The following is a 15880-nucleotide window of genomic DNA, read 5'->3' on the forward strand; positions in this document are numbered from 1 at the left end:
TGACGCACCGCGTGCGCCATAACAAAATTCGTGGCCGCGTATCTTACATGAATTTCTGATGAAAAGATTCATCTGGTTTATTCGCGATTACAGGAACGGTTTCACATCGCCCACGCCTTCACGCAGCACCACTGGCGTGTCGTCAGTTAAATCAATGACCGTCGTCGGTTGCTGCCCCAGATAACCGCCATGAATAATCAAATCGACCACTTTCTCCAGACGATCTTTAATCTCTTCCGGGTCGGACTCGGTAAACTCGCTGCCCGGCAGCATCAGAGAGGTCGAAAGCATTGGCTCGCCTAGTGCCTCAAGCAGTGCCTGAGCAATTGGATTAGACGGCACACGCATACCGATAGTTTTACGTTTTTCCTGCAACAGACGGCGCGGCACTTCTTTCGTTCCTTTAAGAATAAAGGTGTAGTTGCCCGGCGTGTTGTTTTTCATCAGGCGAAACGCCACGTTATCGACGTAGGAATAGGTCGACAGTTCCGACAGGTCGCGGCACATCAACGTAAAGTTATGGCCGTCAGGCAGATGACGAATACGGCAGATACGCTCCATCGCGCCTTTATCTTCAATTTTGCAACCCAGCGCGTAGCCGGAATCGGTCGGATAAACGATCACCCCACCTTTACGCACGATATCGACCGCCTGGTTAATCAGACGCGCCTGTGGGTTATCCGGATGGATATAAAAAAACTGACTCATACTTCCCTCTCAGTAGAATTCTGTGGCGTCTCGAAGCGTTGCCAGATGCCCTCTACCCCAGCGGGTAGCCACAGTTTGCGGCCCAGTTCTATCCATGGGCAGGGCTGGTGAAAATCCGAACCCTGCGAGGCCAGCAAAGCGTATTCCCGGGCATAAGTGGCAAGCTGAGCGCGCTCATGCGGCGCCTGCTGACACTGCGCGACTTCCATCGCATCGCCACCCTGTTCACTAAAGTGGGCCAGCAATCTTTTCAGCCACTTGGCGGAAAGGTTGTAACGGGCCGGATGAGCCATTACCGCCACGCCGCCTGAATGATGAATGACATCAATAGCTTCCTTTATTGTACACCACTGTGGCGGCACGTATCCCGTTTTCCCACGTGCGAGGTATTTTTTAAACACATCACCAATCGTCTTCGCTTTGCCCTGTTCCACCAGAAAACGGGCAAAATGGCCACGCGTTACCGCACCGCCGTCTGCCAGCCGCTGCGCGCCTTCCAGCGCGCCGGGAATATGCGCTTTTTCCAGACGCTCGGCGATAAGCGCCGCACGAGTGTTTCGCCGTACTTTTTGCTGGTTCAGGAAGGCGGTTAAGGCCGGATGGTGGATATCAATATTCAGGCCGACAATATGAATTTCATGGTTTTCCCACAGCGTGGAAATCTCCACACCGGTAATCAGGTTCAGCGCCAGCCCGGCGCGGGCAATTTCCGCCTGCGCCGGAGGGATGCCATCGACAGTGTCGTGATCGGTGATCGCCAGCGTGCCTACGCGCATTTCTCCTGCGCGATGCACCAGTTCTTCCGGCGTCAGTCGACCATCGGAGGCGGTGGTGTGGCTGTGAAGATCGTAAATCACTGCATAGGTTGTGTCGCTCAAAACGGCTCCCGTACAACGTAATGGCTCAATTCAGCGGGCAATTACACCACAGGAAGCATTAACGGCAATAATCATTTTCCCGCATCGGGTCTTTTTGCCCGCCTTTCGCGGATTGTTGAAGAGTGTTCAGGCATGATTCTTTTCGCCAGGGGCTATACAACGTCATCTGCTCGCCTGTATGTGCCCCTGCGGGCGGCGACGCTTTCAGGGAAGTGGCATAAAACCAGGTCGTGCCATCGGGATAAATCACGGTACTCTCCCGGCCATCAACATTTTCGCGAAGGCGAACGACGTAGTCCGGTTTTAGCGCCAGCGTCAAATTCACCGCCACTTTTTTATTTACATCCACGGATAAAGTTCCGGGCTGCCGGGATTGCCAACGCGCGTTTTCGACAGATTTGAACGCAAGCGCGCCGGACGAGTCAATGGAGATGAGTCCATCCCAGGAGCCTGCATCCGATTCATGACGAAGTGTGTAAATGACGGGGCGTAACGCGTTATTTCGCCTGCACGGCTGTAGATTTATTTGCCCATCGCTGGTGCAGGGTTCGATATTAAACGGAGAGTCCACAATCACCATTCTGGGCGGTGCAAAGTACCAGATAAATCGCCAGTTGATCGACTGCAATTGCCAGGCGCATTTGCCAAAATTATCGAGTGGAAAATCAACCTGATAGGGATGGGATTTTTCGGCCTCGCTAAAAGTACGGGTAAGTGTGGAGATTGAACGGTAGCCGTCATCCGCCTCCTCGCTCTGCAATAAATCTTCACCCGCACAGGATGAAGAGCCGTACTTCGCGCTAATCTGTAGCTTCGTATGTGCCGGGATCTCCCCACGCAGCGTCAACTTCACATCATCCGAAGAAATATAAATGGAATCCACTGTTCGATCGGCATAGCGTAAACATAGCCAACTGCTGATACCTGCCAGCAGAACAATAAACAGCACAGGTTTGATTTTACGCGGAGCAGACATTGATGTTCCCTATCAATCGTAGTGTCTCCCGCTATTTTACACTCAATCTCTATTTAAGCGTGAAAAAGCGTTGACAAGCTTAGCGCGAACCAGTTAACTAGTACGCAAGTTCACTCAAGCAAGGTATCGGCAAATGAAGACGAAAATCAATGTACTGCACGGTTGGTGGCGCACTCCCTGATAACGGGCAGTGTCATCACGTCTGCATTATGCAAACAGATACCCGGCCCGCCACTGAGCGGGCTTTTTATTGAACACATTTTTACAGAACAGGCGAAACTCACAATGCAAACACCAAAACCCGCGCTTGAACTTCTGACCAGTGACGCGATTTATCGCGAAAACCCCACTGCGCTGTTCCATCAGTTGTGTGCCTCTCGTCCGGCCACGCTGCTGCTTGAATCTGCGGATATCGACAGCAAGGACGATCTGAAAAGCCTGCTGCTCGTTGACAGTGCGCTGCGGATCACCGCACTAGGTGACACTGTCACTATTCAGGCTCTGACCGACAATGGTGCCTCTCTGCTGCCTCTGCTGGATGCCGCTCTGCCTTCCGGGGTTGATAACCAGCCGACATCGAATGGCCGCGTACTGACCTTCCCGGCCGTAAGCACCCTACTGGACGAAGACGCGCGCCTGTGTTCGCTGTCGGTGTTTGATGCCTTCCGCCTGCTGCAAACGCTGGTCACATTGCCGGAAAATGAACGCGACGCGATGTTCTTTGGCGGTCTGTTCGCCTATGACCTGGTTGCCGGTTTTGAAGATCTGCCCGCGCTTGAGAGCGACACCTCCTGCCCTGACTACTGCTTCTACCTCGCTGAAACCCTGCTGGTTATCGACCATCAGACCAAAAACACCCGCATTCAGGCCAGCCTGTTCACGCCATCATTGAGTGAAAAAGACAGGCTGCTGCAACGCATTGCGGAACTGCGTCAGCAACTGAACGAACCACCTGCGGCTTTGCCAGTAGAGAGCGTTGAACAGATGCGCTGCGAAACGAATCAGAGCGATGAAGAGTACGGTGATGTGGTGCGTAAAATGCAGAAAGCGATTCGCGCCGGTGAGATTTTCCAGGTGGTGCCGTCTCGTCGCTTCTCACTGCCCTGCCCGTCGCCGCTGGCCGCTTACGATGTGCTGAAGAAGAGCAACCCCAGCCCGTACATGTTTTTCATGCAGGATAACGATTTCACCCTGTTCGGCGCTTCTCCGGAAAGCTCGCTGAAATATGAAGCCGCCAGCCGCCAGATTGAGATCTACCCGATTGCCGGTACCCGCCCACGCGGTCGTCGCGCAGACGGCTCTCTGGATCGCGACCTTGATAGCCGCATTGAGCTGGAAATGCGCACCGACCATAAAGAGCTGTCGGAGCATCTGATGCTGGTCGACCTGGCGCGTAACGACCTGGCGCGCATTTGTACACCGGGTAGCCGTTACGTTGCCGACCTCACTAAAGTTGACCGCTACTCATTCGTCATGCATCTGGTTTCTCGCGTGGTCGGCGAACTGCGTAAGGATCTCGATGTTCTGCACGCCTACCGTGCCTGCATGAACATGGGCACCCTGAGCGGCGCGCCAAAAGTTCGCGCCATGCAGCTTATCGCCGCCGCAGAAGGCAAGCGTCGCGGCAGTTACGGCGGCGCAGTCGGCTACTTCACCGCCCATGGAGACCTGGACACCTGCATCGTGATCCGCTCCGCTTTTGTAGAAAACGGTGTCGCCACCGTTCAGGCTGGCGCCGGTGTAGTACTGGACTCCGTTCCCCAGTCCGAAGCCGATGAAACCCGTAATAAAGCACGCGCGGTACTGCGCGCCATCGCTACCGCACACCATGCACAGGAGATTTTCTGATGGCTGATATTCTGCTGCTCGATAATATCGACTCATTCACCTATAACCTTGCAGATCAGCTACGCGCCAACGGTCATAACGTGGTGATTTATCGCAACCACGTCCCCGCTCAAACGTTGATTGAACGCCTGGGTACGATGAAAAACCCGGTGCTGATGCTCTCGCCAGGGCCTGGTACGCCTTCAGAAGCGGGCTGCATGCCGGAGCTACTGACCCGTATGCGCGGCAAACTGCCGATTATCGGGATTTGTCTCGGTCATCAGGCGATTGTCGAAGCCTATGGCGGCTACGTCGGCCAGGCAGGCGAAATCCTGCATGGTAAGGCCTCCAGCATTGAGCATGATGGCCTGGAAATGTTTGCCGGGTTGAGCAACCCACTTCCGGTCGCCCGCTATCACTCGCTGGTAGGCAGCAATATTCCGGCGGGTCTGACCATCAACGCCCACTTCGACGGTATGGTGATGGCAGTCCGTCACGATGCCGATCGCGTTTGCGGTTTCCAGTTCCATCCGGAATCGATTCTGACCAGCCAGGGCGCGCGCCTGCTGGAGCAAACTCTTGCCTGGGCGCTGCAAAAACTGGAGCAGACCAATACCCTGCAACCGATTCTGGAAAAACTGTATCAGGCGCAAACCCTGACTCAGCAGGAGAGCCACCAGCTTTTCTCCGCCGTGGTTCGTGGTGAGGTGAAACCAGAACAGCTTGCCGCCGCGCTGGTGAGTATGAAAATTCGTGGCGAAAGTCCCATTGAGATTGCCGGTGCCGCCACCGCCCTACTGGAAAATGCCGCCCCCTTCCCGCGCCCTGATTATCCGTTTGCCGATATCGTCGGTACCGGTGGCGACGGCAGTAACAGTATCAACATTTCGACGGCCAGCGCCTTTGTTGCCGCGGCTTGCGGACTTAAGGTGGCGAAACATGGCAACCGCAGCGTCTCCAGCAAATCCGGCTCGTCCGACTTACTGGCAGCATTCGGTATTAATCTGGATATGAATGCTGATAAGTCACGAAAAGCGCTGGATGAACTGGGAGTCTGCTTCCTGTTCGCACCGAAATACCACACAGGATTCCGTTATGCGATGCCGGTGCGCCAGCAGTTAAAAACCCGCACCCTGTTTAATGTACTGGGGCCGCTGATTAACCCGGCGCATCCGCCGCTGGCGCTGATTGGCGTCTACAGCCCGGAACTGGTACTGCCAATTGCTGAAACCCTGCGCGTACTGGGTTATCAACGTGCAGCCGTCGTCCACAGCGGCGGGATGGATGAAGTGTCGCTGCATGCGCCAACCGTCGTCGCAGAACTCGACCAGGGTGAAATCAAGAGCTATCAACTGACCGCCGCCGATTTTGGCCTCCGTCCTTATCATCAGGAAGAGCTGGCGGGCGGCACACCGGAAGAAAACCGTGACATTCTAACGCGCTTGTTACAAGGTAAAGGTGAGAATGCACATGAGTCCGCTGTCGCCGCCAACGTTGCCATGTTAATGCGCCTTTATGGCCATGAAGACTTAAAAGCCAACGCACAAAAGGTACTGGATGTCCTGCACAGCGGTGCAGCCTATGATTGCGTCACCGCATTAGCGGCAAGAGGGTAAAAAATGCAGACCGTATTAGCAAAAATCGTAGCCGATAAAGCGATTTGGGTAGAAGCCCGCAAACAACAACAACCGTTAGCCTCGTTCCAGAATGACGTTCAACCGACACAGCGTAGCTTTTATGATGCGCTACGTGGCACGCGTACCGCCTTTATTCTGGAGTGTAAAAAAGCCTCGCCATCGAAGGGCGTCATTCGCGATGATTTCGACCCGGCGCGTATTGCTGGCGTTTATAAGCACTATGCCTCCGCTATTTCAGTATTAACCGACGAGAAGTATTTTCAGGGTAACTTTGAGTTTTTACCTATCGTCAGCAAAATTGCGCATCAGCCGATTCTGTGTAAGGACTTTATTATCGATCCTTATCAGATCTACCTCGCGCGCTTTTATCAGGCCGATGCCTGCCTGCTGATGCTCTCGGTTCTTGATGATGAACAGTACCGCCAGCTTGCGGCTGTCGCCCATAGTCTGAAGATGGGCGTACTGACTGAAGTCTCTAATGAAGAAGAGCTGGAACGTGCTCTCGCATTGGGCGCAAAAGTGGTCGGGATTAACAACCGTGACCTGCGCGACCTCTCTATTGACCTGAATCGCACCCGCCAATTGGCGCCGCGCCTCGGTCATGATGTCACGGTGATCAGCGAATCGGGTATTAATACTTACGCCCAGGTACGGGAATTAAGCCACTTCGCCAATGGCTTCCTGATTGGCTCGGCGCTGATGTCCCACGACGATTTGAATAGTGCCGTGCGCCGTGTGCTGCTGGGGGAAAACAAAGTTTGCGGCCTGACCCGTCCTCAGGATGCGCTGGCCGCATATGAAGCGGGAGCCATTTACGGCGGGCTGATTTTTGTGCCCACGTCGCCGCGTGCTGTCACTGTGGAACTCGCCCGAGAAGTGGTAGCGACCACACCGTTGAACTATGTCGGCGTCTTTCGCAATGCACCAGTTCAGGACGTGGTTGCCCGAGCCACGGAGCTTTCCCTCGTCGCTGTGCAACTTCACGGCGATGAAGACCAGGCGTATATCACCGCGCTGCGCGCTCAGCTTCCTGCAGAGGTGCAAATCTGGAAAGCGCTCAGCGTCGGTGAAACGCTGCCAGCGCGTAATTTGAATCACGTCGATAAATATGTGTTCGATAATGGCCAGGGCGGTACCGGAAAGCGTTTCGACTGGTCGCTGTTGCAGGGGCAGGATCTCAGCAATGTCATTCTGGCAGGCGGATTAGGCGCAGATAACTGCGTAGAAGCAGCCAAAAGCGGCTGTGCCGGGCTGGATTTCAATTCAGGTGTAGAGTCGCAACCGGGTATTAAAGATGCCAGCAAACTGGCCTCGGTTTTTCAGACGCTGCGCGCATATTAAGGTATGAAAGGAGCAACAATGAGCACGTTACTTAACCCCTATTTCGGCGAGTTCGGCGGAATGTACGTTCCGCAGATCCTGATGCCTGCGCTGCGCCAACTGGAAGAAGCCTTCGTTAGCGCACAAAAAGATCCGCAATTTCAGGCGGAATTTACCGACCTGTTGAAAAACTACGCCGGTCGCCCGACTGCGCTGACCAAATGTCGTAACCTCACCGCGGGCACAAACACCACGCTGTATCTGAAGCGTGAAGATCTGCTGCACGGCGGCGCGCACAAAACCAACCAGGTTCTGGGTCAGGCGTTGCTGGCGAAGCGTATGGGCAAAACCGAAATTATCGCTGAGACGGGTGCCGGGCAGCATGGTGTGGCCTCCGCCCTTGCCAGCGCCCTTCTCGGCCTGAAATGCCGCATTTATATGGGTGCGAAAGATGTTGAGCGTCAATCGCCTAACGTATTCCGTATGCGTTTGATGGGCGCCGAAGTGATCCCGGTTCATAGCGGTTCAGCCACGCTGAAAGATGCCTGTAATGAAGCGCTACGCGACTGGTCTGGCAGCTACGAAACCGCGCACTACATGCTCGGTACCGCAGCGGGCCCGCATCCGTTCCCGACCATCGTGCGTGAGTTCCAGCGCATGATTGGCGAAGAAACCAAAGCCCAGGTGCTGGAAAAAGAGGGTCGCCTGCCGGATGCCGTCATCGCCTGCGTGGGTGGCGGTTCTAACGCTATCGGCATGTTTGCCGATTTTATCGATGAAACCCGCGTAGGTCTGATTGGCGTCGAGCCTGCGGGTCATGGTATTGAAACCGGCGAGCATGGTGCACCGCTGAAACATGGCCGCGTTGGTATCTACTTCGGCATGAAGTCGCCGATGATGCAGACTGATGAGGGGCAGATTGAAGAGTCCTACTCTATCTCTGCCGGTCTTGATTTCCCGTCCGTTGGGCCGCAGCACGCTTATCTGAACAGCATCGGCCGCGCCGAATATGTCTCGATTACCGATGACGAAGCGCTGGAAGCTTTTAAAGCCCTTAGCCGTCACGAAGGGATCATCCCGGCGCTGGAATCCTCACACGCCCTGGCTCACGCACTGAAGATGATGCGTGAAAATCCGGAAAAAGAGCAACTGCTGGTCGTTAACCTCTCCGGTCGCGGCGACAAAGACATCTTCACCGTACACGATATTCTGAAAGCTCGAGGGGAAATCTGATGGAACGCTATGACAACCTGTTTGCAGAACTGAAGGCCCGCAAGGAGGGTGCGTTTGTTCCCTTTGTGACTCTTGGCGACCCAAATCCGGAGCAGTCGCTGAAGATTATCGATGCGCTGATTGAAGGCGGCGCGGACGCGCTGGAACTGGGGATCCCCTTCTCCGATCCGCTGGCAGACGGCCCGACTATTCAGAGTGCGACCCTGCGCGCATTTGCCTCAAACGTCACGCCGACGCAATGTTTTGAAATGCTGGCAGCCATTCGCCAGAAACACCCGACAATGCCTGTCGGCCTGCTGATGTACGCGAACCTGGTGTTCAACCGCGGGATTGACGAGTTCTATGCCGAGTGTGCGCGTGTTGGCGTCGATTCGGTGCTGGTCGCCGATGTGCCTATCGAAGAGTCAGCGCCCTTCCGCCAGGCGGCCATGCGCTACAACATTGCGCCCATCTTTATCTGCCCGCCAAATGCGGATGATGAGCTGCTGCGCCAGATTGCTTCTCACGGCCGCGGGTATACCTACCTGCTATCCCGTGCGGGCGTAACCGGAGCGGACACCCGCGCCGCCCTGCCGCTGCACCACCTGGTGGAGAAACTGGCGGAATACCATGCCGCACCGCCGTTACAGGGCTTTGGCATTTCCACGCCGGAGCAGGTTCGCGCATCGATTGAAGCTGGTGCCGCTGGGGCAATTTCCGGTTCTGCAACGGTCAAAATCATCGAGAAAAATCTCGACAAACCGGATGTGATGCTGGCTGAACTGAAAGCATTTGCTCAGGCGATGAAGTCCGCCACGCGCACCGCATAGACGGCAAAAGCGGCTTTTATATGGACGCTAAAAATGCAATTAACACAAAATGTAGGGTTGATATCACAAATGAGAACCGTTATCTTTCTCATTAACGAATAGTTGAGTAAATCTCTCAACTATTCGTTACGACATTGCTCACATTGCTTCCAGTATTACTTGCCCACCATCGGTGGGCTTTTTTTTTGCCTGTTAATCTACAACGCGTTCAATGGAGCCCTGCTCATCGATGAACATGCAGCGGTTCCTGCCCGACTGCTTGCCAACGTACATTGCCGCATCTGCTCGCTCAAGTACCATGCGCAGTAACTCTCCCGGTACCGCACGAGTTAAGCCAGACGTCACCGTAACAGGGATGTGATACTGCCCTACCATAATCTGATGATGCTCAATCGCACGGGTGATACGTATGCCTGCCGCCATCGCCTCCGCCTCATTCTTCGCTTTGAGGATCACAATGAACTCCTCACCGCCAAAACGATAAACCGGCTCATAGTTGCGGGTACTGCTTTGCAGCTTTTGCGCAAAGGCGCGCAGCACTTCATCACCCACCACGTGACCGTAGGTATCATTGATACGTTTAAAGTGATCGATATCCAGAATCATGACATACAGATCGCCGTTGCTACGATCCATCACTTGTTTATCAAATGACTCATCAAGAATACGCCGTAACGGTAAACTGGTCAGCGCATCATAGCTAATACGCAGTTGTAACAAATGTGTCTGATAACAGGTAATTGCACCAACAAATCCCTGTAGTGCATGTTCAAAATCATTAAACAATGAATCCTGAATTTCATTTTGCAAAATTGATTCGACTAATTGCCGACAAGCTTCATGCACATGAATATGCTTTTCATGAATGGTTAACAAAAAACCCTTATCTTCTGTATCCGTGGCAAGATGTTTATTCACCCAACAACCAAACTGACAGAAATTATGCGCCTCAAGGCTGGAGACATCCTCCAGATTCCTTTCATGCTTAGCAATAATCTTGAATGCCTGCACCAGCCAGTGATAGTGCGCTCCGACCGAGCGATTTAACCCATCAAGCAGTTCATCTATCGCTTTCAACTTCCTGTTCATCTTGCCTCCATGTAACGTTGCACCGCTAATACTAAAACTTAAAAATAACTAATTAAAACGATGTCAGTTTTGATAAGAAAAATAAACCATTCTTTAAATGAATGATTTGTAGTATAAATAATTCACCACAACTCATTAATTTGTTTTGATAACTATATCTTATCAGTAGCATTCTTATATTACTGTATTAAGAAAATTACCACAAAGCGAAATGAGAATAAATGAAGATATGCCGATAAGGAAGTGCGCATACCCTAAAATTAAAAAATAGATGCCAATGTGAAGTTCTCTCCCATTGAGAAAGCATGGAGTACAGTACTGGCGATGCCTCTTGAGAACGCTACATGGTGAAGAGTATCAGAGCTGATATTGTCCGCGGGGTGTTTTTCAATTAATGTAAATCTGTTTCATAACCAAATAAGAATAAGGATGTTCTTATGTTCACAAATTATCTGCTCATCATCGCTGCCGCATTAGCCAGTTTATTTCTGGAGATAGACATGGATGTTCACACCATTGTGCAATGGCTTGACCCCTGGATCGATTCCCTACGGGAATGGGCGCGATACAGCGTGATTTTTGCTTAATCGTGTTGGCGGGTAAGGCTTTGACGGTATCACGTGGCGAAAGTGCAACAGCAGGCAAGGCTGGTCGTACAATGACCAGCCTTGTGAATAGATTAGAAGCGATAGCCCGCAGAGAACATAAACACCCACGGGTCAAGACGGGTGCTGACGCTTTGACGCTCGCCACCCGCTTTAAATTTCACCGTCGTGTCGATATCCATATACCAAACGGACATGTTCACCAACCAGTCGCGGTTGATTAAATAATCCAGCCCAACCTGGCCTGCTGCGCCCCATGAATCATCGAGGCTGAGGTCAGAAAGGCCCGCTTCTTTGCCGGTATCGTTGAAATCATTATCAAAGAAAGTCGTGTAGTTGATACCCGCGCCGACGTAGGGACGGAATTTGCTGCTGGAATCACCGAAATACCACTGCGCCATCAGGGTTGGCGGCAAATGGTGGACAGTCGCAATGTCACCCGTCGGGCCCGTACCTACTTTATGACGGAACGGCGTTGCGGCAAGCAATTCGATGCCGATGTTATCCGTTGCCATATAGGTAAAGGTCAGGCCCAGTTGAGTATTATTATTGACGTTAAAGCCACCCAGAGATCCCAGAACATTGTCAGACCCTTCCGTTGGGCGAACTGTTGCTGAACCGGCACGAATGAAGAACTCACCAGCTTCGTGAGCAATTGCCTCACCGGTAAGAGAACAAAGTGCTAAGGCCGCCACTGCTAATTTTTTCATACCCACTCCTTTTTAGGGGTTTTATCAATCGCGGCAAATATACCTATAAATAGTTAATAAGATAGCAACACAGATCACACTAAATGTTAAATATTAACATTTGTTGATCTGGATTAATTTTTGCGTAGTAAGGCAAATAACAAATACGTATCCACATCAATTTAATGAAGTTTGTGACATCTTAAGCATGTCCGGATCCCGTCTTGATCTTATCGAGGCGGCTGGCTAATTTAGACACGACAATTTCTGTTGATGCGTTTTTTTCAGGTGAGCTATGAGCGATTTGAATCCGTGCATGACGTGCGGGGCCTGTTGTGCGTATTTTCGTGTCTCCTTTTACTGGGCTGAAGCCAGCGATGGCGGCGGGCTGGTTCCTGCACAACTGACAGACCCTGTCTCCCCCTTTCTGCGATGCATGAAAGGAACCAACAGTAAGCAGCCCCGCTGTACCTCCCTTGAAGGGGAAATTGGCAGTAAAGTGAGCTGCGCCATCTACCATCACAGACCCTCTCCCTGCCGGGAATTTGCTATGTCTGGCGAAAAAGGCGAAGAGAACGAAGCCTGTAATCGCGCCCGCAGGCGTTACGGCTTACCTCCCCTTTACAAAGATATGCTTTTCCATACGAGTCTTGATGCTGCCACGAGCGTACTAACTGCGGTACAATCAGCGGCTAAATAACACCTGCAATACTCAAGGAGAGTGCATGTCTATCACGGCGCAGTCCGTATACCGTGACACGGGTAATTTTTTCCGTAATCAGTTTTTAACCATTTTGCTGATTGCGCTGCTATGCGCATTTATCACGGTGGTGATTGGTCACGCCTTTACCCCCAGCGATGAACAGCTTGCTCTGCTGCGTCAGGGCGACAGCGTCGCCGGAAGCGTAGGCCTGTTTGAGCTGGTGCAAAACATGACGCCAGAGCAGCAACAAATCTTGCTGCGCGCTTCCGCCGCATCGACATTTTCCGGGCTGATTGGCAATGCGATTCTCGCAGGCAGCGTCATGCTGATGATTCAACTGGTCTCTGCCGGTCATCGCGTCAGCGCCCTGCGCGCCATCGGTGCAAGCGCCCCAATCCTGCCTAAACTGTTTATACTGATCTTCCTCACGACCTTTATCGTGCAAATGGGCGTGATGTTAATCGTTGTGCCAGGCGTGTTGTTAGCCATTGTGCTGGCTTTCGCACCTGTCATGTTAGTGCAGGATAAAATGGGTATCTTTGTCTCCATGCGCAGCAGTATGAAGCTGGCGTGGGCCAACATGCGCCTGGTTGCCCCGGCGGTAATTGGCTGGCTGCTGGCGAAGACGCTGTTGCTGGTGTTTGCGCCGAACTTTGCCGTATTAACGCCGAACGTCGGCGCAGTCGTGGTCAATACACTCAGCAACCTTATCTCTGCCGTGTTGCTGATTTATTTATTCCGCTTGTATATGCTTATTCGCAATTAATTTTCCTGCTGGCTCAACGCCGTTGGGCCGCAACTGGAGTACGGAATCGAAGTATGAAGCAGTTTCTGGATTTTTTACCACTGGTCGTCTTCTTTGCGTTTTATAAGATTTACGACATCTATGCCGCAACATCCGCGCTGATTGTCGCTACCGCTATCGTGCTTATCTACAGTTGGGTGCGCTATCGCAAGGTCGAAAAAATGGCGCTCATCACCTTTGTTCTGGTGGCCGTTTTCGGCGGTTTAACCCTCTTCTTCCACAATGATGAGTTCATTAAGTGGAAGGTAACGGTGATTTATGCCCTGTTTGCTGGCGCACTGCTGATCAGTCAGTGGGTGATGAAAAAGCCTTTGATTCAGCGCATGTTGGGTAAAGAGCTTACTCTGCCAGCCTCCGTATGGTCGAATCTGAATATCGCATGGGCTATCTTCTTTATTCTTTGCGGGCTGGCCAATATCTACATTGCGTTCTGGCTGCCGCAAAACATTTGGGTCAACTTTAAAGTCTTTGGTTTAACGGCGATGACCCTGCTCTTTACTGTACTGAGCGGTGTGTACATCTATCGCCACATGCCACAGGAAGAAAAATAACCCAATCCCGACGCACTTCTGTACAGAAGTGCGTCATTCTTCCCGCAAGCCCTGACCACCGTGCGTTTCACTATTCTCCCTTTCCATTTCGTAGTAGCATCCCGCCTGACGTCTATTGATAAGCACAGGGATTATAATGACAACGAAAAATGACGCTCCGCTGGGTGAACTGGTTTTACGCACCCTTGCCATGCCGGCGGACACCAATGCCAACGGAGACATCTTCGGTGGCTGGTTAATGTCACAAATGGATATTGGCGGCGCGATTCTGGCCAAAGAGATTGCCCACGGTCGGGTGGTGACCGTGCGGGTTGACGGAATGACCTTTCTGCGCCCGGTGGCCGTTGGCGATGTAGTGTGCTGTTACGCGCGCTGCGTTAAAAAGGGTAATACGTCAATTACGGTAAACATTGAAGTGTGGGTGAAAAAAGTCTCTTCTGAACCGATTGGCCAGCGTTACAAAGCCACTGAAGCGCTATTTATCTACGTCGCCGTGGATCCTTCAGGTAAACCCCGACCGATTGCCGCAGACTGATAAAAAAGCCCGGTCATTGACCGGGCCCCCGCTGGCTTACAGAAAACCAAGCACACTAAAGAAGAAGTAACCTATCACCAGCACCACTATCGGCAGGATATAGAGTGGGAAAATTTGCGTAAAAATGGTGTTACGCGGCGCTTCAATACGCGCCTCCAGCGCTTCGCGGCTCATTCCATCAGCCCCTTTCGCTTTTTCCAGGATGAGCTGATCGTTCACCCCTTCACGTAAAAACTTCGCCTGACGGCTCATTCTCGCGCCAGAGTCCTGCAATGCCAGAGCCACAAAGACCAGCGCATAAATCACCCAGAACGCCACGTTCATACCCTGCTGAAAATTGGGTGTGGGTGAGTTGTACCAGAAGAAATTCAGGAATGGCGTATTGAAACGCATCATTTCAATCATCACATGGGCGAAGTCCATCATCACCGCGTCGATGCCCGGCTGCTTTTCGCTGTGTTCGTACATAAACTTCAGTACCGAAACCAGCGTTGAAATCAGCGCGGGAATGAAAATCACCCAGCCTAAAATACGTTTGAGAATCGCGATGCGTCCCGCTTGTTGATACGTCATGGGTTCCCCTTGTTCAGACGTCTTTTCGTCAGGCTATGTTCTATGAGTCTACCCGCTGGCAGCCATTTTTCCCGACTTTAAGCGCGATATGATATACCATATTAAACGGCATTCATCGCCTAAGTTACTCAACAGAGAGGTTGTTATGTCCGCAGAGCGCCAGATACTCGCCGCTATTTTTGATATGGATGGATTACTGATCGATTCCGAGCCATTGTGGGATCGTGCTGAACTGGAGGTCATTGCGAGCCTTGGCGTTGATATTACCCGCCGCAACGAAGTGCCGGATACGCTGGGTCTGCGTATCGATATGGTGGTTGATCTGTGGTTTGCTCAGCAGCCCTGGAACGGGCCGAGCCGCGAAGATGTCACCGCGCGCATTATCGAACGCGCCATCAGCCTGGTGGAAGAAACTCGCCCGCTGTTGCCTGGCGTTCGCGAAGCAGTGGCGTTGTGCAAAGCAAACGGGCTTAAAGTCGGCCTCGCGTCGGCCTCTCCGCTGCATATGCTGGAAAAAGTGTTGACCATGTTTGAGTTGCGCGACCAGTTCGATGCGCTGGCATCGGCGGAAAAACTGCCTTACAGCAAGCCTCATCCGCAGGTTTATCTCGATTGTGCCGCTAAACTGGGCGTCGATCCCCTCACCTGCGTGGCGCTTGAAGATTCCGTTAACGGTATGATTGCCAGCAAAGCGGCGCGCATGCGTTCAATCGTCGTGCCTGCCGAAGAAGGGCGAAACGATCCTCATTTCGTGCTGGCCAATGTCAAACTGCGCTCGCTGGCTGATTTAACCTTGCGCGATCTGCGCGGCTAACCTTTCCGTCGCGGGCAATATCGATTGCCCGCAAATCCAACGCCCATCATATTTTTGAAACATTGTTTCATTTTTATTTGAGTTTTTCATCACGCCCTTCTATGCTTGTCGTGTGGGTAGCTATAACG

Annotated in this window: 17 protein-coding genes and 1 other annotated feature; of the genes, 11 read left to right on the forward strand and 6 right to left on the reverse strand. The window is 52.4% G+C overall.

Annotated features, from left to right (window positions below; all coding sequences use genetic code 11):
• Positions 1-87: 87 nt before the first annotated feature.
• The 3 genes from VSR74_RS03540 to VSR74_RS03550 are packed head-to-tail and all read right to left on the reverse strand — an operon-like array spanning position 88 to position 2562.
• A complete protein-coding gene (locus VSR74_RS03540; RefSeq protein ID WP_347793420.1) occupies positions 88-708 on the reverse strand; it encodes an L-threonylcarbamoyladenylate synthase in 621 nt (206 codons plus the stop codon).
• Positions 705-1586, reverse strand: a complete 882-nt coding sequence (rnm, locus tag VSR74_RS03545; protein ID WP_347793421.1) for an RNase RNM — start codon at positions 1584-1586, stop codon at positions 705-707. Before rnm ends, VSR74_RS03540 begins: the two co-directional genes overlap by 4 nt.
• A gap of 58 nt (positions 1587-1644) precedes the next feature.
• A complete protein-coding gene (locus VSR74_RS03550) occupies positions 1645-2562 on the reverse strand; it encodes a hypothetical protein (RefSeq protein WP_347793422.1) in 918 nt (305 codons plus the stop codon).
• 157 nt (positions 2563-2719) lie between these two features.
• Positions 2720-2814: a sequence feature (Trp leader region), on the forward strand.
• Positions 2815-2847: 33 nt separating this feature from the next.
• On the opposite strand from VSR74_RS03550, the gene VSR74_RS03555 reads away from it, so the two are divergent.
• Genes VSR74_RS03555 through trpA form a run of 5 tightly spaced genes read left to right on the forward strand, consistent with a single transcriptional unit; the run spans position 2848 to position 9388 of the window.
• Positions 2848-4410 (forward strand): anthranilate synthase component 1, encoded by a 1563-nt coding sequence (locus VSR74_RS03555; protein WP_347793423.1) that lies wholly within the window; start codon positions 2848-2850, stop codon positions 4408-4410.
• A complete protein-coding gene (gene trpD, locus VSR74_RS03560; protein ID WP_347793424.1) occupies positions 4410-6005 on the forward strand; it encodes a bifunctional anthranilate synthase glutamate amidotransferase component TrpG/anthranilate phosphoribosyltransferase TrpD in 1596 nt (531 codons plus the stop codon). Before VSR74_RS03555 ends, trpD begins: the two co-directional genes overlap by 1 nt.
• Before the next feature lie 3 nt (positions 6006-6008).
• Complete coding sequence (gene trpCF, locus VSR74_RS03565; protein ID WP_347793425.1) at positions 6009-7367, forward strand: bifunctional indole-3-glycerol-phosphate synthase TrpC/phosphoribosylanthranilate isomerase TrpF; 1359 nt, start codon at positions 6009-6011, stop codon at positions 7365-7367.
• Positions 7368-7385: 18 nt separating this feature from the next.
• A complete protein-coding gene (trpB, locus tag VSR74_RS03570) occupies positions 7386-8579 on the forward strand; it encodes a tryptophan synthase subunit beta (protein ID WP_347793426.1) in 1194 nt (397 codons plus the stop codon).
• Positions 8579-9388, forward strand: coding sequence for a tryptophan synthase subunit alpha (trpA, locus tag VSR74_RS03575; protein ID WP_347793427.1), 810 nt, complete (start codon positions 8579-8581; stop codon positions 9386-9388). The genes trpB and trpA overlap by 1 nt, the downstream gene beginning before the upstream one ends.
• Before the next feature lie 192 nt (positions 9389-9580).
• Here trpA and VSR74_RS03580 read toward each other — a convergent pair whose 3' ends face one another.
• Positions 9581-10477, reverse strand: a complete 897-nt coding sequence (locus VSR74_RS03580; protein ID WP_347793428.1) for a diguanylate cyclase — start codon at positions 10475-10477, stop codon at positions 9581-9583.
• Positions 10478-10914: 437 nt separating this feature from the next.
• On the opposite strand from VSR74_RS03580, the gene VSR74_RS03585 reads away from it, so the two are divergent.
• Positions 10915-11064 carry a hypothetical protein gene (locus VSR74_RS03585; protein ID WP_347793429.1) on the forward strand — a complete coding sequence of 50 codons (150 nt, stop codon included), beginning with the start codon at positions 10915-10917 and terminating at the stop codon, positions 11062-11064.
• A 92-nt stretch (positions 11065-11156) separates the two neighbouring features.
• On the opposite strand, the gene ompW is transcribed toward VSR74_RS03585, so the two are convergent.
• The gene (gene ompW, locus VSR74_RS03590; protein WP_347793430.1) at positions 11157-11792 is read right to left on the reverse strand and encodes an outer membrane protein OmpW; all 636 of its coding nucleotides are present in this window, start codon (positions 11790-11792) and stop codon (positions 11157-11159) included.
• A gap of 274 nt (positions 11793-12066) precedes the next feature.
• Between ompW and VSR74_RS03595 the strand changes: the two genes are divergently transcribed.
• The 4 genes from VSR74_RS03595 to yciA all read left to right on the forward strand — a co-directional run bounded on the left by VSR74_RS03595 (position 12067) and on the right by yciA (position 14365).
• On the forward strand, positions 12067-12471 hold the full coding sequence (locus tag VSR74_RS03595; RefSeq protein ID WP_347793431.1) for a YkgJ family cysteine cluster protein: 405 nt from the start codon (positions 12067-12069) through the stop codon (positions 12469-12471).
• Positions 12472-12496: 25 nt separating this feature from the next.
• Positions 12497-13240, forward strand: a complete 744-nt coding sequence (locus VSR74_RS03600) for a YciC family protein (protein ID WP_347793432.1) — start codon at positions 12497-12499, stop codon at positions 13238-13240.
• Between the two features lie 53 nt (positions 13241-13293).
• Positions 13294-13830, forward strand: a complete 537-nt coding sequence (locus VSR74_RS03605) for a septation protein A (protein WP_347793433.1) — start codon at positions 13294-13296, stop codon at positions 13828-13830.
• A 136-nt stretch (positions 13831-13966) separates the two neighbouring features.
• Positions 13967-14365: an acyl-CoA thioester hydrolase YciA gene (yciA, locus tag VSR74_RS03610; protein WP_347793434.1), complete on the forward strand. Its 399-nt coding sequence runs from the start codon at positions 13967-13969 to the stop codon at positions 14363-14365.
• Between the two features lie 36 nt (positions 14366-14401).
• Here the strand turns inward: yciA and VSR74_RS03615 are convergent, their stop codons facing one another.
• Positions 14402-14938: a YniB family protein gene (locus VSR74_RS03615; protein WP_347793435.1), complete on the reverse strand. Its 537-nt coding sequence runs from the start codon at positions 14936-14938 to the stop codon at positions 14402-14404.
• Positions 14939-15083: 145 nt separating this feature from the next.
• Here VSR74_RS03615 and hxpB point away from each other — a divergent pair, with 145 nt between their 5' ends.
• Positions 15084-15752: a hexitol phosphatase HxpB gene (gene hxpB, locus VSR74_RS03620; RefSeq protein WP_347793436.1), complete on the forward strand. Its 669-nt coding sequence runs from the start codon at positions 15084-15086 to the stop codon at positions 15750-15752.
• Positions 15753-15880 lie beyond the last annotated feature (128 nt).

Source organism: Pseudocitrobacter cyperus (assembly GCF_039889165.1).
Taxonomy (GTDB): Bacteria; Pseudomonadota; Gammaproteobacteria; order Enterobacterales; family Enterobacteriaceae; genus Pseudocitrobacter; species Pseudocitrobacter cyperus.